The organism is Prevotella sp. P4-98 (assembly GCF_002251405.1).
GTDB lineage: Bacteria > Bacteroidota > Bacteroidia > Bacteroidales > Bacteroidaceae > Prevotella.
Genome location: NZ_NPJC01000060.1, coordinates 146,245 through 162,350 on the forward strand (window position 1 = coordinate 146,245; position 16,106 = coordinate 162,350).

Consider the following 16,106-nt stretch of genomic DNA (forward strand, 5'->3'; position numbering starts at 1 on the left):
TAAGAAAGATATGCTATATAATAAGGTGATGATGCTGGTGGCTGTGATGCTTCCTGTCTGCCTGTGCTTTGCTGTGCCCACAGAGACAATGGCAAAGAAACCTAAGAAACTTGTCATTCTGCATACCAATGATACCCATTCCACCATTCTGCCCGTCAGCGAGCACTTGCCCGATACGATGAAGGCGGGACGTGGCGGCTTTGTGAGACGTGTGGCTATGATCAAAGAAGAGCGTAAGCGCAATCCAGACCTCCTCTATTTCGATAGTGGAGACTTCAGTCAGGGGTCGGCATACTATACCATGTTTAAGGGGGATGTGGAAATCGGTCTGATGAATCTCATGGGACTGGATGCCGTTACGATAGGCAACCATGAGTTTGATTTCGGACTGGAAAATATGGCACGACTGTTTCGTATGGCGAACTTCCCTATCGTGTGTGCCAATTACGATTTCACCGGTACGGTTTGTGAAGATGTTGTGAAACCCTATGTCGTTCTTCATCGCAACGGACTGAAAATTGGGGTGTTCGGACTGTCACCGAAGATGAAGGGGCTTGTGGCTGACAAAAACTGTGAAGGGGTGAAATATCTCGACCCTATAGCAACAGCACGCAAAACAGCTGAGGTGCTGAAGAAGAAAGAAAAGTGTGATGTGGTGATTTGCGTGTCACACATGGGATGGGCTGACGGAAAGGAATATGATGCCAACGTGATACAAGGGTCACGCTATATAGACCTCGTACTGGGGGGACACACCCATACCTATATGAAACATTTGGAATATGTCAAGGACCATGACGGACATGACGTGCCTGTAGATCAGAATGGTAAACATGCCATCTACGTGGGACGCATTGTGATGAATCTGAAGTAATCGGGCTGGCAGAGATATTGACCCGGTGACGACGGATTCTATTCAAAATAGAAGGTGAGCACCACCATCTTTGTCTGCGCGCTGCTGACACTGCCGGCGAAAGCCTGCTTGTTGGCATCGCGCAGACGGTCTTTATGCCCTCGGTCAAGACTATTGCCCAAACCATAACAGAACTTGAGTTCGGGAATCCACTTGAAGTAGGGTAAGTAGAAATCACAGCCCAAGCCCACTTCGATCATGGTGGTGAAGCGCTTCAAACGGATATAGTCGCTCGAAGGACTCGTCAGATTTACCATCGGACTGATGCCAGCGGTAAGGTAGGGGCGATAGTTGTTCCAACGCTGGGCACTGAACTTGAGGCTTACAGGCACTGCCAGATACGTGTTTTTCAAGTCTTGCGTATATGGGTGGGGATGCCCTTCTGCATCGGTATCCTTCAGATCATGGAATGTGATGTGGTTGGAACCGAAGTGGAGGGCAGGAGATAAACGGAGCGACAAATGCTCGTGTAAGCGCCAATCGGCAAGTACACCGATGGTGAAACCGGTATTCCATCGTTCAGCATCAGTCACGATGAGACGCTCGTGGGGTGTTCCGTCCTCGCTCATGATGGCTTGAAGCCCCACGTTATCCATCTCGATGTCTTGCAGGTGGGTGCCTACCAGTATGCCGAAATGCAATGGGCGCTGATCGATATAGGGTTTGTTCTGCACTCTACGCTGCTGGGCTAAGCCTGTAAGCGTTGTGGTCAGAAATATCGTCAGTAGTATCGTGATTCTTGTCTTCATATTCACAATAACGCTCATTATTAGTGATTTATTGTATTCTCCATGTTTTTTCTTTCCCTATCGCCATGTCGTGATCATTTGTTTTGGGCTTTCTACAATACAAAAAAAACTAAAAAACAATCATCAAAATTAGGTAGTTTCGAAAATAATATATACCTTTGCATCATCAACATTTAGTATTTACATTTAACTAAACAAATATTAAGATTATGGCATACGTAATTGGTGATGACTGTATCGCATGCGGTACATGTATCGATGAGTGTCCCGTAGGAGCTATCTCTGAGGGCGACAAGTATTCAATTGACCCAGATGCTTGCACCGAGTGTGGAACTTGCGCTGGTGTTTGTCCTTCAGAGGCTATCAGCCTGCCTGCATAAGACAATACAAGTCAATAAAGAAATAAGACCCTTCATTTATTTTGAAGGGTTTTTTTATTTCATCACATTCAGTAAACTAACCTTTCAAAGACTATGAATATTGAAACGGTGAGAGACTATTGTCTGTCACTTCCGCTTGTCACAGAAGACTTCCCTTTTGATGACCAGACGCTTGCGTTTCGTATCATGGACAGAATATTTGCGTGCATGGATATGGAACGTCCTGAGTGGGTAACTATGAAATGTAATCCAGACCGTGCACTTGAACTACGAGAAGAATACGTTGAGATTGAAGGGGCATGGCATTGGAACAAAAAATACTGGAACCAAGTCAATCTCTATGGCCACCTTGACGATGAGTTGATACGGTCGCTCATACGACATAGTTATCGTGAAGTGGTGAGAAAACTCAAAAAGGCTGAAAGGCTTGAACACCCCGAAATTACAGACGTTTGTTGAGGTGCTTTCGTCTCTTTTATACCAAATAAAACAGATTATTCGCCTACGACTCTATCCGAAACCGGCCGTTTATTACATGCATGACAGTATTATATGTCCAATGACCGATTTGCGTTTATAAAAGTCCAACAATCCCTCTATCTTTGCTCGACAGTAGCTTTCGTGTTAGACCATGGCAGACTCTTACAGCCAAGTCAGTCGTTTCCATAACTCTTCTAAAGGTCCTCGGCTATGATGCCTGAACCAATATTGACAGAATAAATATTGAACGATGACCATAACGATGCCGATAAGTGCTGCATAAGTGGTTCCTACTTTGTGGTAGTATCCAAACCCATAACCACAGAAAATAATGGTACCTATAATGGATTGCAGCAAATAGTTGGTCAGGCTCATGCGACCAAACAGACAGAGATGATGCATTATGCGTTGAAATCTTGGATATGCATACCAGAGGGTGACTATGGTAGAGACCATGCTTGACAGGATAACGAGATTGTAGATAGGAGATAGCCATTTTTCCAATGAACCAAACGGTGTCAGACTCATCAACACAGTAATCCCAACGGAAACAATCAGCACCTGATACCAATAATACAGGTGTTGACCTTCGTTGTAGAACAACCGATGTCTGCCCAACTGCATGCCGAGGATGAATAGGCAGAGTATTTGTGTCAACCGGCCTGTATAGACGAAAAAGAATACGTCGGTAGGGAAACCCAACTTCAAATTGATGAGCGTATTGTGCCAAAAACTGCCATATTGGTGTACTTCACTCATTGTCCCAAACATCTCCCAAAGGTGCGTAGGGTCTATTTCATATCCTGACAATAGGCACATGAGTTCTATCGGTTGAAGCGCTAGGAAGATAATGATAGTCCATACCCAGCGCGATGATAGATGGCTGATGGGGATGAGTAATAAGCCAATGAGTGCATAAATGATGAGAATGTCACCATCATAGAAGGCTACATTGACGATGCCAAAACAGAGTAGGAGGGACATACGCCACGAGAAACGCCAGTCGAACGACTGATGCTTTTGTTGCTGGTTGTCGTTCATGATGAAGAAACTCAAACCGAAAAGCATGGCAAAGATACCATACATCTTACCAGATAGTAGCCATGCCAATGTGTCGGCAATCTGTTGGTCGATTGGCAATGTGTTTGAAATGGGCTGTGACGTGAAGATGTTGAAATGCTCCACAGCATGATAGATGATAATACCTGCCACGGCTATTCCGCGTAAGGCGTCAGCCACGTCAATACGGGTATTGGGTAGTCCTTTTGTCTTGTACATAACGATCTGTATTGTTGATGGTGCAAAAGTAGGCATAAAAAGTGAATTGCACAATAGCTCGCTCGTCTTATTCCGTCAGATGAAAACTTTTTCAGATATACCGCATCTTAGTAATCGATGTTATCAAACTAACGATATTCATAATTTTAATTTTCTTGTGATAACCTATGCATAACGGCGTGCTATTTGCACTACGTCTTCTATCATAAATAGTTGGAATGTCTCGAAAAAAAGGAAGAACCATCTTGCGATTGGCCCTTCCTCCCAGTTTAGTCCTTGAAAAATTGGGGTTGCTTATTTAACACCAAGTACTTGTTTGGCAATATCGTTTTCTGGATCGATTTTCAACAGCTTGTGTGCAAATTCTGTTGCTTTTGCCTTATCGTCCTTAGCTACATAGTAGTAAGAGATCATATAGCGATATGCCTCGATCAGACGGGCATTGTCTGCCTTGTCTTTTGTCTCTTTAGGTGCAATCATCTCTTCCAACTTCTGATAGAAGGGAAGTGCGAGACCCAGCTTCTGGTCGGGGTCTTGATATGAGTTTACACGTGCACGCATGAACGTTGCATATTCGATGGCATTCTCATAGCGGTTCTGCAAGTCTTCATATGCTACATCAGCGTTCTTCAGTTCTTCTTTCTGAGCATCACCTTCCAAGGTTCCTGCTTTCTGGGTGTGAAGCTGACCGAGTTTTGCCAAATCGTTGGCTGTTGGTTTCTCTACAGTTGCAATGTACTCCTTGTGGTATTTGATGGCGTTGTCGAAGTCATCTTTGTTGAGATATGCCTCGGTAATCTGTTCAATGATACCAGCACGCTTATCCTTGTTGTCCATGTCGGGCTGGGCAAGCGCCTTCTCGTACATCTCAATGGCTTTGTCACTCTGCTTAGCACCGTTGTAGGCATTGCCATAGTAAGTGTAGTCGAAGTAAGAGAACTTTGCTGAGTCTGACTGGTTGAAGAGGGCATCTGCATATTTCAGAGCCTGATCATATTCCTTAAGGTCTGTACTGTTGAAGAATGCCAGACGGTTGAAAGCAGCGCTACGTGGCTTGCGGGTCAGACCATATTGAGCAATCTCAAGACTCTTCTGATTCTGCTGTTTGAAGAATGCAGACATGGCATAGTCGCTCAAGTCGCTATCCTCCATCTTCGTCATATCAGCCTTATTGTAGTATTCAAGAGCCTTCTCGAAATCGTTGGCGAGATAGTAGATACGACCTGCAATAGCATCAACAGCTACATCAGGACGCTGTGCGCGGAGCTCCTCAAGTACGCTGATTGCCTCAGAGGGACTGATCTTGCGATATACGTTGGCATACTTGAAATAAGCCTCAGGGTTCTTAGGATCAGCATAGCGAGCCTGTGTGTAGTAAGAGGCTGCTTCACCACCATTGTCACCCAATGCCTGAATATCACCTAGCATGATGAATGCCTCCGCATTCTTGTTCTTGCTGGCTGCGAGAGTGTAGTTAGCAAAAGTACGAGCATTAGCTGTATCCTTGGCTGCATAGAATGCCTTGGCGAAAGCCAACAGGTTGGCAACGTTCTTTTTGTTCTTCTTATAGTAGTTCTTCATCTGCTTGTCGAAGTCGGCAGGTTTGCTACTAATCATCTGTTTTACTGCAGCTACGTCGGCTGCGGTGCCATCCTGGGCGTTGGCCTGTGTGCTGAATCCTATCATCAGCGCACCCATCAATAGGTATTTAATTGTCTTCATAATCTCTTTTTTTATTATGTTAGTTAGACATAAATTTGTTTCTTCTTGTTATTTCACTATCACACTACGTGTTGTCATGTTGCCATAAGCAGGCAGAATTGACGAGTGGTAGATGATAAGCTGACCCTTGGGCGATGCGATATAATTGCTGAAACCGAAAGGCAGACCGCGATAGGAATCATTCAGCAAGCAATATATGGTACGTATCAATGGATAGCTGTCATCATAGATGTAGTATTGATAGGGCTTGTAGCTATTTTCTGGGGTGGCTGTCTCCATACGGCTGACAGACATCACACGGATATTCTTCTTAAAGGTGACGTTGGTCGTGTCACGTTTGTCGTTCAACCAGTTTGAACCGATGATGCCAATGGCATTCTTGGTGCTTTCCACATAGTTGATGACTTCGGCAGATTTCTCTACAGCCTGAATGTTAGGACTGTTGATGGGCTTGCCTCCCAATATGGAATCCTGACAATAGCGAACGGTGCTCGATTTCGGATGGTCGAATACCACTTCTATATCGCCTTGCTTCGAACCAGGATAGATATCACTCCACTTCTTGGCTTCACCACGGAGTATGCGGGCTATATCCTTGACGGTGATACAGGTGTCGGGATTGGATTTGTTGATGATTAGTGCCAAACCATCGTAAGCAATGGGAGCAGACTTCATCGACTTGTATCCTAAGTTTTTGAGTGTGTTAAACTCGTTTTTGGTGTATTGACGAGAGGTAATGGCGAGAAATATCTTTTCCTCCATCAGCATTTTTACGGCATCTTGCTCATTTGTATAGATGGCAGTAAGCTTGGCTTTAGGATGGTCGTTGTTGAACATCTCTACCTCTTCATCGATAATGGGTGCGAAACTATTATCAGAGGCGAAACTAATCGCCCCTGATGATATAGTATCTGCACGAAATTTTTTCGGCTTGCTGTCTTTGCAGGCAGCAAGTCCGAAAATAATTAGTGCTAATCCAACGAAAATGTTGAATGTGTTTCTTCTCATATTACTGAAGTCTGAAGGTTACAGGAAGGGTGTACTTTACACGTACAGCCGAACCATTCTGCTTACCAGGAATCCAGCGTGGCATGCTCTGCACAACGCGCTTGGCTTCCTTGTCGAGTGAAGAGTCAACTGACTTCACAACTTTCACGTCCGTGATAGAACCGTCGCGCTCAACGATGAACGATACGATTACACGACCCTGAATGCCGTTTTCCTCAGCTACTACTGGATACTTGATGCTCTTGTTCAGATACTCGAACAGGGCAGACTGACCACCAGGGTAAGAAGGCATCTGTTCAACAACGTCGAACACCTTGGCTACTTCTTCCTTTGGAGGCTCTGGCTGTGCGATAACCTCTTTAGCTTTCAGCACCTCACCGGCAGCATCGTCATTACCTTTCACGTCGAAAGAACCGATAGCAGTCTTAGTCTTGTTGAGGTCATCCTGTGACTTCAACTCTTCATCAGGCTTTACTTCGGAGTCCTTCTTGATGACAGGAGGAACGAATTTTACCGAACTCTTTACTTTTTCAACAGGTTTGGCTTCCTCGATCTTCACAGGTGCTTTCTTCTCAACTTTTACCTCTTTCTTGGCAATCTGTGAGAGCTCGACATCTGCTGAAATCTCTTCCTTGCTGTTTGCTTCAATGATGGCGTTGACACCTACGATAAGACCGATGGCAGCAGCCAGGATCACCATGATGATAATTGAATACACGTTACGTGATCCTGTGTTCTTGCGCAGCTTGTAAGCACCGTATTCCTTGTTTCTTCCTTCGAAGACAAGGTCAACCCATCCATTGTCAATCAAATCTATTTTAGACATAGTTTCTTGCTTTTAGATGTTACTTAATGTCATTTACTTGATACCCTTAGCTTTGAGAAGCTTCATGTCGTCGGGGCTAATCTCGTCGATGACGTACTTACCGATACTGCAAATCTGCATCTCATCCAGTGCAGTGACCATGTTCTCGTAGCTTGACGCATCGGTCGGCTTGATAATAATGGTCAGTGTAGGAACTTTCTCGCCATTGAGCAGTTCACCGTTACGAATCTTTGACAACTCATTGTTGTAAGTAGAATCGGGCATTTCTGTCTCCTTCTTCTTCTTGTCCAACTCAAGTTTTGCCAGGCGAATCTTTGCTACAGGAATGATACCTTCCTCTGTACGATGCTCGGTAATGATCTTACGGATACCATCTTTACCCCATGTAGTTTCCTTCATGCAGGTTGGATCGTCATACTTGGGAATACCCTTGATGTAGTAGATTTTGTTGTCGCCACCAAGATAAAAAGTAATGGTGTGTGACTCTTTGGTTGCGTTCTTATCCGCATCGCTGATGTTCTTGTCGTTACTTGGCATGGTCAGCTGCATGGCCTGCGGCTTGCTCAAAGACGTACAGAGCATGAAGAACGTGATAAGAAGCATCATCATGTCCACCATCGGCGTGAAATCGACGCGTACATTGACTTTCTTCTGTTTACTTGCTTTTTGCTTTGCCATTCTTTACTCCTCCGCTTCTTTAAACGATGTAATCAACTGATAACGGTTCTCATCCATAGAGCGCAGTTCTGACATGACGGTCTTAACAACCTTATAAGGTGTCTTTGAGTCTGCATTGATGCAGATCTTCATGTCTTCACCTGCGTCGAGCGCAGTTCTTACCCACAACTGGAATTCACTCATGCCTTTTGTACCGTCACCATTGGCGATACTGTCGGTGGGAATACCTTTGGTGGCCAGTGTCTCAGCCAACTTGCTCTGAGGCAGTGAGAGATACTGTTCCAACTCGTTCATGGGTACACCAAACTGTGTCTCTTCCAAGAACTTCTGCTGAAGGGCAGGGCTGAGGTTTACACCGAACTTGTCGGTCATATCCAACAGCGTTGTCTTCAGATAGTTCACATTGTCCATGCTCATGAACACCTTACCCTGAGGGTTGATGGTGATGTTCAGAACATTGTTCTCTGGAACCTTGACCTTAGCGGCTGACTGTGGTGTGTTGACCTTTACTGGTTCATTCTTCACGAATGTAGATGTCATCATGAAGAACGTCAGCAAAAGCACCATCACGTCAGACATTGGGGTCATGTCTATCCAGACGTCGCTTTTCTTAATTTTTACTTTACCCATAGTGATAAAATTTTAAAGGGTTAGCAAAAATTAAGCCTCTTCTGTGTGGTTTGCTTCGTAAGTCTGAGCAATTGAGTAACCAACCTCGTCGAGGGCGAATGTCAACTTGTCAATCTTGTTGGTGTAGTAGTTGTAAGCTACAACAGCTACCCAAGAGGTCAAAATACCAGATGCGGTATTAACCAGGGCCTCAGAAATACCGAGTGACAGAGCCTGTGAGTCAGCACCACCACCAGCGGCCAGAGCGGCGAATGAACGGATCATACCTACAACGGTTCCGAACAGAGCGGTCAGAGTACCGAGGGTAACGATAGTAGCGATGATAGGCATGTTCATGGTCAGAGTAGGCATCTCCAGCTGAGTAGCCTCTTCGTGAGCCTGCTGGATCTTAGCTACTTTCTGAGCCTTCTTGATACCAGAAACAGCTTCCATCTCCTTGTAAGCACGGAGAGAAGCACCTACTACGTTAGCAACAGAACCGCGCTGCTTGTCGCAGAGCTCCTGAGCCTTTACGAAATCATTAGCGTTAAGAGCAGCCTTGATGTTAGCCACGAACTTAGGGAGTTTGCCCTTACCAAAAGCGGTGTTCAGAGCCAGACCACGCTCGATAGACAGAGCGATTACTGAGAACAGCAGGGTAAGGATCACAGGTACAACGACACCACCTTTGTAGATGGTACCCCACATGTTACCGTCGATAACTTCACCGTTTGCAGGGTTGATGTGATCTGCATTACCGAGGAAGTACTTGAAGAAACATACTGCGAGAACGAAGCAGACAGCGATAATCCAGAATGCTCCTTTTACTCCCTGAAAGCCCTGGCCCTTCTTGGCGGGGGCTGCTTTTTTTGTAGTTGCCATAATTTTGAATGTAATTTTAGTTATTAAATAAAGTTATATATCTTTCTGATTTAGCGTACTTTGCGGTTTCTAGACAGTCGTAAAAAAGCAGTTTTGCCTCTATAACTGAAAGCAAAGATAATCATTTGCGCCGTACAATTGTTATAATTAAGAACTTTTAACTAGTTAATAATTCTTTTTTTTATTTCAGCAGGGCTAATGTCTCCTTGATTCTGCGCATGGCTTCGATGATATTTTCGTCGCTTGTTGCATAGCTCATGCGGAAGCAGTCTGGATCACCGAATGCGTCACCGCCAACGGTTGCCACGTGACCTTTTTCGAGGAGGAAGAGGGCGAGGTCGCTGGAGTTGTTGATGGTGGTGCTTTCGTAACTCTTTCCATAGAAGCTGCTGCATTTGGGGAAGAGATAGAATGCACCTTGCGGTACGTTGACTTCGAGTCCTGGTATGTCTTGCGCGAGCTTGACAATAAGGTTGCGGCGGCGTTCAAAGGCCTGACGCATCTGCTCTACGCATTCCTGACTTTGTGTGTATGCGAACTCTGCTGCTTTCTGACTTACGGAGCATGGACCGCTGGTGTATTGTCCTTGCAACTTGTTGCAACCTTTGACAATCCATTCGGGTGCGGCGATGTAACCGATGCGCCAACCTGTCATAGCGTATGCTTTTGATACTCCGTTGACGATGATGCTGCGCTCTTTCATGCCGGGGAACTGGGCGATGCTCTCGTGGTGTCCTACGTAGTTGATGTGCTCGTAGATTTCGTCTGCTAATACGAAGAGGTCATCGTGACGTTTGATAACTTCTGCAAGTCCTGCAAGTTCTTCCTTGGTATATACGCTACCTGTTGGATTGCTTGGTGAGCAGAGGATGAGCAAGCGTGTCTTGGGGGTGATGGCAGCTTCAAGTTGTTCGGGAGTCATCTTGAAGTTTTGCTCGAATCCAGCTTCTACGATGACAGGTGTGCCTCCAGCCAATTTTACCATCTGCGGATAGCTTACCCAATATGGGGCAGGTATGATGACTTCGTCGCCGGGATTGACAAGTGCCATGACGGTGTTGCAGACGCTCTGCTTGGCACCGTTTGATACAAGTACCTCGTTGACGGTATAGTCAAGTCCGTTTTCGTTTTTGAGTTTTTCTACGATGGCCTTGCGCAAATCAGCGTATCCAGGTACTGGTGAGTATCTGGAGTAATTGTCGTCGATAGCTTTTTTTGCGGCCTCTTTGATGTGGTCCGGTGTGTTGAAGTCAGGTTCTCCGACGCTCATGTTTATAACGTCGATGCCTTGCGCTTTCATCTCTGAGCTCTTCTGCGACATTGCGAGTGTTGCAGAAGGAGCCAACCGTTGGAGTCGGTCTGATAGTTGTGCCATGTTATTTTTGTATAAGTAGAATTGTTTGCAAAATTAGTCAATTATTTCTTTTTTACGAAAGAAATTAGTTGATTTTTACCTTTTTCGTATTAAAATACAATGAATTGGTTATTATTTGAGGTGCAGGGTGTGTCCCATGCGGTTTTTCTTCGTTTCAAGATAATGTCTGTTGAACTTGTTTGGAGTTACTTCAATGGGGACATTTTCAACGATTTCCAGTCCGTAACCTTCAAGACCGACGCGTTTTACGGGGTTGTTGGTGAGCAGTCGCATCTTGCGTACGCCGAGGTGGCGGAGCATCTGAGCGCCACAGCCATAATCTCGCTCGTCGGCTTTGAAGCCAAGGTGTAGGTTGGCATCTACTGTGTCGAGGCCTTCTTCTTGCAGTTTGTAGGCTGCAATCTTGTTCATCAGTCCGATACCGCGACCTTCTTGCTGCATATAGATTACCACGCCTTTGCCTTCTTTTTCAATGGCTTGCATGGCTTTGTGAAGTTGTTCTCCACAGTCGCATCGCATGGAACCGAGGATATCGCCAGTCATGCATGATGAGTGTACGCGTACGAGTACAGGTTCGTCTTCTTTCCATTCGCCTTTGATGAGTGCCATGTGTTCCAGTCCATTGCTGTTTTGGCGGAATGGGATGAGTCGGAAATGTCCGTATTCGGTGGGCATATCTACCTCTTCGCCTACTTCGATGATAGATTCTTTTTGCAGGCGGTAGGCTATCATGTCTTTGATGGTGATAACCTTCAAATCATGCTTTCTGGCAAATGCTATAAGTTCTGGCAGACGAGCCATGGTACCATCGTCGTTCATGATTTCCATGAGTGCTCCGGCGGGATAGAGTCCTGCCATGTGACAAAGGTCGATGGCGGCTTCGGTGTGTCCGCATCTGCGAAGTACTCCGTTGTCTTGTGCATAGAGTGGGTTGACATGTCCGGGGCGTCCAAAAGTCTGTGGTGTGGCGTTGGGGTCGGCTAATGCCTTAATGGTGGCAGCGCGGTCATGTGCAGACACGCCAGTCGAGCATCCTTCGATCTTGTCGATGGTGACGGTGAATGGAGTGCCGAGCAGCGAGGTGTTGTCCTGTACTTGGTGTGGCAGGTCGAGTTCGATGCTACGGCTGATGGTGACAGGTGCGCAGAGTACGCCACGTGCGTATTTCAGCATGAAGTTCACCATTTCTGGAGTGATTTTCTCTGCTGCACAGATGAGGTCGCCCTCGTTCTCGCGGTCTTCATCATCTACAACGATGACGAATTTGCCTTCGCGGAAGTCGTGAATGGCTTCCTCTACGGTATTTACTTTGAGTTTCTCCATATTGTAATTTTCTTTTTATACCTTATTTATATATTATGAGATATTATGTTTCTTATGGTTATTGAATTCCTGTTTTGTCGTGATTGTCTAGGTTTTTTTCAGACTATTATAGTCTGTACCTGTTATTTCAGCTATTCGTTTGACAATGAGTTCGTTGTTTGTTGTGATGGCCGTGAGGTCTTTATACAATCGGAACCTGAACTGGCACATGCGGAGGTAGAATATGATGCCTGTTGGTAAGAATATTCCCGTGATGGCGTTGAGCCATTTGCGCCGGAAGGGCCGAGTGTGTGCATGGGTTGCAACGATGGGGAATCTGTTGAGGTAGGTAATGATGGCACGGTCTCGTGTGTTCATCAAATCTCGTATGATGTTTTCCTGCATTTCGTTGATGCGCTCGATGTTCTGGTCGTTGCCTGGACGGAAAAATACCTTGATAGGGTTGGGTAGGCGCAGCAGCCTGTGTTCGGTGTTATACTGTTGTATTTCGTTGTTGATGTGTAATAACAGCTGTGCATCGTTGATGTAGGATGGATCTTCGATGATGACCTCCTTACTGCTGATGTGTCGTTTGGATCTCAGGCCGAGTATGCGCATGAGAATTGATTTGTAGAGGTCGATATTGAATACTACCGAGTCGTTGTTGGCTTTGTAGGTGAAGAATACTGCGATGGGGGTGAGGATTGCTGTTCCCATGAGTTTTCCGAACCATACTGTCCAGTTGTCGTCACGTGCCATTTTCATTCCTGTGTTCTCGAGTATGAAGTATATGATGAACACGATGACTGATATGATTACCGGTATTCCCAGTCCACCCTTGCGGATGATGGCTCCGAGCGGTGCTCCGATAAAGAAGAATATGAGGCACGATAGTGATAGTGTGATCTTGTTGATGGCTTCTATCTCGTGCAATCTTTCGTTTCGGTTGAGATAAGTAGAATAGTCGGCTTTGAAATCGAGGTCTATTGCTGCCATTTGTGCATTGTCGGCAGCTCGCTTGATGACACTCTGTTTGACGTCAACCGGTAGCTTTGTGAAGGCTGAGTCGAAATTGAGTTGTCCTTTACTGATGTCTGACATGACTTTGAGAGAGTCTTTCTTGTTGAACGAAGGCAGTCGCAGGTAGTTGTTTTGTGCTTCGTGAAAGACTGCGTGTCCTACCGAATCGTTGAATTCCCTAATGGAGTCTAAGTCGTGGAGTATCTGGCGCATGCCTTTTGAGCGTGCGTCGGTGGCTATGCCTCCTGCGTCAGCCATATTGAAGTCGCCGTCGAAGTCGAGTAGGATGCGCTTCTTGGAGAATGTCTCTCGTCGGTAGGGCACATTGGCAGGGCCGGCAATGTCTTGTTGTCTCATGTTTTCAAACCATTCGCCGCTGTAGAGTGTCAGCAGAATGTGTTTCTTCTCTGCGGTGGATTGCATGGTGCCTGAGTCTGCCAGGATGATGGCATGGTCGTCGTAGCCGCCGTTGATGCGGAATATCATGAGTCCGTAGAGTTTTCCTGTGTTGAGGTCTTTTTTCTGAACGTAGATATTTGAACCGCTTACGCCATCATAGAAGATTCCTTCTGGGATTTCCACTTCGGGGTTTTTCTGTTTCATCGACATGAGCAGTTGTCGGAATGACACGAACGACTCTGGTCCCACTACTTCTTGGAAATAGAACGAAATGCAACTGATGCAGCAGACAATGGCGATGAGTGACCGCATGGACTGTATGAGTGAGATTCCGGCAGCTTTGATGGCGGTAAGTTCTGAGCTCTCACCGAGGTTTCCGAAGGCAATGAGTGAACTTAGAAGAATGGCAAGAGGGAAGGCCTGAGGCATGAGCATCAGTCCCATATACCAGAAAAACTGTGCCAGAATATCGAGCGACAGTCCTTTTCCGATCAGTTCGTCCACGTATCGCCATAAGAACTGCATCATCAGCACGAACTGGCAGATGAAGAAGGTTCCTACGAATAGCAGTCCAAACTGCTTAGCGATAAATATGTCTAATTTCTTAATTCGAAACATTCATGAATGTGCTTTCAGACTGCAAAATTACTATAAAAATGTCAGAGCACGGCAATAATTTCGTTTTTTTTATCGTTTCAGGCGCATATATAATGTATGGCCATGGTTTTATGGTCGTCGTGAAGGGTGTGCGACTATAGTCCGCTGACACGGTGCAGGCGCTCCATGTTGTCGTCCCATAGGTTGCTGAGGTCGTCGATGTCCTCGTCGTCGGCATAGTCGGTAATGACAAGATTGATGTGTCCGGTCAATTCGCTCTGTTCGATGCGTATTTCCCAGTATGCCTGTGGGTCTACTTCCTGATAGTCCCATTTTAGTCGGATATAACAGGGCTTGACGATTTCCAATACTTCTGAGACTTTTGTGTCGCGTTCAGTCCAGGGCTTTCCCCAGGTAAAGGTCCAGTGGTTTCCGTCTTCCGTCACGCTGTCTGCAAGCCATTTTTGCATGCCTGCTGCATTACCAATCATGTCCCAAACTATTTTTGGCGATTTTGCGGAAACGGAGTATTCTTTCTTTAGAATATGCATGGTTTCTTCGTTTTTTGGTTTGTTTCTGTTGCAAAAATACAAAAAAACACTGAAATAGCAATGTTTTTTTTGAAAAAAATTTTGGTATTTAAAAAGATTGTATTACCTTTGCACCCGCTTAACAGCCAATGGCGGGGTAGCTCAGCTGGTTAGAGCGTCGGATTCATAATCCGGAGGTCGAGGGTTCGGGTCCCCCTCCCGCTACTGAATAATTTAAATTGTCCTTTGCAATTGTAATGGTTGCAAAGGTTTTTTTGTTTCAATTCTAAGTGAGCGCAACTCGCTCTTGTCATCCTTTCTTCGGCTCACCCGATAAATCTTCTCCTAATGTCCTCCCATTCTTGTTCGCAAGTTTTGGAACTTTATTTGGGACTTACTTGGGACTTGCTTCGGACATATTGCGAAAGTATCGATGTTGGCTTATTGACGATTAGTCCCGAACGCATCCCGAACGCATCCCGAACGCATCGGTGCGCTAATAGATTGATGAAAATAGAGATTGCCCTTCAGTTTGAAAAACCTTGGTTGCAATATGTTTGCAGACAGTAAATCGCTTCTCTTTGGAGTCTATGTAAATGGCTCGTGACCTATTCCATATCAGTAAAATGCGATAAAACCCGATTTTTTTCATAAAACAAGATACAATGTGGCGTCTTTTTTGTAATTTTGCAGAGCGTTTTGAGAAACGCAGGTTTAGACAAACATTATAACGTTATATCATTTTATGGCAGATTCAAAGAAAATTAAGACAGCGCTGATCTCCGTGTTCCATAAAGATGGACTCGAAGAACTGCTTAAAAAACTCAACGAAGAGGGCGTAAAGTTCCTCTCTACTGGCGGTACACAGACCTTTATCGAAAGCCTCGGCTATGCATGTGAAAAGGTAGAAAACGTAACAACCTATCCTTCTATTCTTGGCGGACGTGTCAAGACTTTGCATCCTAAAGTGTTTGGTGGAATCCTCGGTCGTCGCGACAATGAAGGTGACCGCGAGCAAATGGCACAATATGAGATACCCGAGATCGACCTCGTTATTGTGGACCTCTATCCTTTCGAGCAGACTGTAGCCAGTGGCGCAAGCGATGCCGATATTATCGAGAAGATTGATATAGGCGGTATTTCGCTCATCCGTGCAGGAGCCAAGAATTTCAACGACGTAGTTATCGTGCCTTCAAAGGCAGAATATAGTGTGCTGCTCGACATCCTCAACAAGCAGGGTGCAGAGACCACCAAGGAGCAGCGCCGCATGTTCGCTACTCGTGCTTTCGGCGTCAGCAGCCATTACGACACCGCTATTCATGCGTGGTTCGAGAAATAAGCATACTACAATTTAACGA

Annotated in this window: 16 protein-coding genes and 1 tRNA gene; 5 read left to right on the top strand and 12 right to left on the bottom strand. The window is 45.5% G+C overall.

Going from position 1 to position 16,106, the window contains the following annotated elements; genetic code table 11:
• Positions 1-46 precede the first annotated feature (46 nt).
• Complete coding sequence (locus CIK96_RS10150) at positions 47-874, top strand: bifunctional UDP-sugar hydrolase/5'-nucleotidase (RefSeq protein ID WP_254047127.1); 828 nt, start codon at positions 47-49, stop codon at positions 872-874.
• A 38-nt stretch (positions 875-912) separates the two neighbouring features.
• Here the strand turns inward: CIK96_RS10150 and CIK96_RS10155 are convergent, their stop codons facing one another.
• Positions 913-1,662 carry a porin family protein gene (locus CIK96_RS10155; RefSeq protein WP_094440538.1) on the bottom strand — a complete coding sequence of 250 codons (750 nt, stop codon included), beginning with the start codon at positions 1,660-1,662 and terminating at the stop codon, positions 913-915.
• A gap of 209 nt (positions 1,663-1,871) precedes the next feature.
• Here CIK96_RS10155 and CIK96_RS10160 point away from each other — a divergent pair, with 209 nt between their 5' ends.
• Both CIK96_RS10160 and CIK96_RS10165 read left to right on the top strand, forming a co-directional pair.
• Positions 1,872-2,042, top strand: a complete 171-nt coding sequence (locus CIK96_RS10160; RefSeq protein WP_094391225.1) for a 4Fe-4S binding protein — start codon at positions 1,872-1,874, stop codon at positions 2,040-2,042.
• A 93-nt stretch (positions 2,043-2,135) separates the two neighbouring features.
• A complete protein-coding gene (locus CIK96_RS10165; RefSeq protein ID WP_094391226.1) occupies positions 2,136-2,501 on the top strand; it encodes an MmcQ/YjbR family DNA-binding protein in 366 nt (121 codons plus the stop codon).
• Positions 2,502-2,684: 183 nt separating this feature from the next.
• Here CIK96_RS10165 and CIK96_RS10170 read toward each other — a convergent pair whose 3' ends face one another.
• From CIK96_RS10170 to CIK96_RS10220, 11 genes are all read right to left on the bottom strand, one after another.
• Positions 2,685-3,800 carry a DUF418 domain-containing protein gene (locus CIK96_RS10170; protein ID WP_094440512.1) on the bottom strand — a complete coding sequence of 372 codons (1,116 nt, stop codon included), beginning with the start codon at positions 3,798-3,800 and terminating at the stop codon, positions 2,685-2,687.
• Between the two features lie 294 nt (positions 3,801-4,094).
• Positions 4,095-5,522 (bottom strand): hypothetical protein, encoded by a 1,428-nt coding sequence (locus CIK96_RS10175; RefSeq protein WP_094440513.1) that lies wholly within the window; start codon positions 5,520-5,522, stop codon positions 4,095-4,097.
• Positions 5,523-5,570: 48 nt separating this feature from the next.
• A complete protein-coding gene (locus CIK96_RS10180; RefSeq protein ID WP_094440514.1) occupies positions 5,571-6,530 on the bottom strand; it encodes a PstS family phosphate ABC transporter substrate-binding protein in 960 nt (319 codons plus the stop codon).
• A 1-nt stretch (position 6,531) separates the two neighbouring features.
• The gene (locus CIK96_RS10185) at positions 6,532-7,356 is read right to left on the bottom strand and encodes an energy transducer TonB (protein ID WP_094391230.1); all 825 of its coding nucleotides are present in this window, start codon (positions 7,354-7,356) and stop codon (positions 6,532-6,534) included.
• A gap of 33 nt (positions 7,357-7,389) precedes the next feature.
• Positions 7,390-8,034 carry a biopolymer transporter ExbD gene (locus CIK96_RS10190; protein WP_094391231.1) on the bottom strand — a complete coding sequence of 215 codons (645 nt, stop codon included), beginning with the start codon at positions 8,032-8,034 and terminating at the stop codon, positions 7,390-7,392.
• A gap of 3 nt (positions 8,035-8,037) precedes the next feature.
• A complete protein-coding gene (locus CIK96_RS10195) occupies positions 8,038-8,664 on the bottom strand; it encodes a biopolymer transporter ExbD (RefSeq protein ID WP_094391232.1) in 627 nt (208 codons plus the stop codon).
• Between the two features lie 30 nt (positions 8,665-8,694).
• The gene (locus CIK96_RS10200; RefSeq protein ID WP_094391233.1) at positions 8,695-9,525 is read right to left on the bottom strand and encodes a MotA/TolQ/ExbB proton channel family protein; all 831 of its coding nucleotides are present in this window, start codon (positions 9,523-9,525) and stop codon (positions 8,695-8,697) included.
• 181 nt (positions 9,526-9,706) lie between these two features.
• Positions 9,707-10,900 (bottom strand): pyridoxal phosphate-dependent aminotransferase, encoded by a 1,194-nt coding sequence (locus CIK96_RS10205; protein WP_094391234.1) that lies wholly within the window; start codon positions 10,898-10,900, stop codon positions 9,707-9,709.
• Between the two features lie 111 nt (positions 10,901-11,011).
• Positions 11,012-12,223 (bottom strand): bifunctional 3,4-dihydroxy-2-butanone-4-phosphate synthase/GTP cyclohydrolase II, encoded by a 1,212-nt coding sequence (locus CIK96_RS10210; RefSeq protein ID WP_094391235.1) that lies wholly within the window; start codon positions 12,221-12,223, stop codon positions 11,012-11,014.
• 87 nt (positions 12,224-12,310) lie between these two features.
• A complete protein-coding gene (locus tag CIK96_RS10215) occupies positions 12,311-14,239 on the bottom strand; it encodes an LptF/LptG family permease (protein WP_094440515.1) in 1,929 nt (642 codons plus the stop codon).
• Between the two features lie 134 nt (positions 14,240-14,373).
• Positions 14,374-14,769, bottom strand: coding sequence for an START-like domain-containing protein (locus tag CIK96_RS10220; protein ID WP_094391237.1), 396 nt, complete (start codon positions 14,767-14,769; stop codon positions 14,374-14,376).
• 130 nt (positions 14,770-14,899) lie between these two features.
• On the opposite strand from CIK96_RS10220, the gene CIK96_RS10225 reads away from it, so the two are divergent.
• Both CIK96_RS10225 and CIK96_RS10230 read left to right on the top strand, forming a co-directional pair.
• Positions 14,900-14,973 (top strand) — tRNA-Met (locus tag CIK96_RS10225).
• A 520-nt stretch (positions 14,974-15,493) separates the two neighbouring features.
• Entirely contained in the window at positions 15,494-16,087 is a 594-nt protein-coding gene (locus tag CIK96_RS10230) for an IMP cyclohydrolase (RefSeq protein ID WP_094391238.1), read from the top strand.
• Positions 16,088-16,106: the final 19 nt, after the last annotated feature.

Excerpts from the sequence above, each read along its gene's own strand:
- CIK96_RS10150 (WP_254047127.1), top strand. The coding sequence starts at position 47 with ATGCTTCCTGTCTGCCTGTGCTTTGCTGTGCCCACAGAGACAATGGCA.
- CIK96_RS10155 (WP_094440538.1), bottom strand. The coding sequence starts at position 1,662 with ATGAAGACAAGAATCACGATACTACTGACGATATTTCTGACCACAACG.
- CIK96_RS10160 (WP_094391225.1), top strand. The coding sequence starts at position 1,872 with ATGGCATACGTAATTGGTGATGACTGTATCGCATGCGGTACATGTATC.
- CIK96_RS10165 (WP_094391226.1), top strand. The coding sequence starts at position 2,136 with ATGAATATTGAAACGGTGAGAGACTATTGTCTGTCACTTCCGCTTGTC.
- CIK96_RS10170 (WP_094440512.1), bottom strand. The coding sequence starts at position 3,800 with ATGTACAAGACAAAAGGACTACCCAATACCCGTATTGACGTGGCTGAC.
- CIK96_RS10175 (WP_094440513.1), bottom strand. The coding sequence starts at position 5,522 with ATGAAGACAATTAAATACCTATTGATGGGTGCGCTGATGATAGGATTC.
- CIK96_RS10180 (WP_094440514.1), bottom strand. The coding sequence starts at position 6,530 with ATGAGAAGAAACACATTCAACATTTTCGTTGGATTAGCACTAATTATT.
- CIK96_RS10185 (WP_094391230.1), bottom strand. The coding sequence starts at position 7,356 with ATGTCTAAAATAGATTTGATTGACAATGGATGGGTTGACCTTGTCTTC.
- CIK96_RS10190 (WP_094391231.1), bottom strand. The coding sequence starts at position 8,034 with ATGGCAAAGCAAAAAGCAAGTAAACAGAAGAAAGTCAATGTACGCGTC.
- CIK96_RS10195 (WP_094391232.1), bottom strand. The coding sequence starts at position 8,664 with ATGGGTAAAGTAAAAATTAAGAAAAGCGACGTCTGGATAGACATGACC.
- CIK96_RS10200 (WP_094391233.1), bottom strand. The coding sequence starts at position 9,525 with ATGGCAACTACAAAAAAAGCAGCCCCCGCCAAGAAGGGCCAGGGCTTT.
- CIK96_RS10205 (WP_094391234.1), bottom strand. The coding sequence starts at position 10,900 with ATGGCACAACTATCAGACCGACTCCAACGGTTGGCTCCTTCTGCAACA.
- CIK96_RS10210 (WP_094391235.1), bottom strand. The coding sequence starts at position 12,223 with ATGGAGAAACTCAAAGTAAATACCGTAGAGGAAGCCATTCACGACTTC.
- CIK96_RS10215 (WP_094440515.1), bottom strand. The coding sequence starts at position 14,239 with ATGTTTCGAATTAAGAAATTAGACATATTTATCGCTAAGCAGTTTGGA.
- CIK96_RS10220 (WP_094391237.1), bottom strand. The coding sequence starts at position 14,769 with ATGCATATTCTAAAGAAAGAATACTCCGTTTCCGCAAAATCGCCAAAA.
- CIK96_RS10230 (WP_094391238.1), top strand. The coding sequence starts at position 15,494 with ATGGCAGATTCAAAGAAAATTAAGACAGCGCTGATCTCCGTGTTCCAT.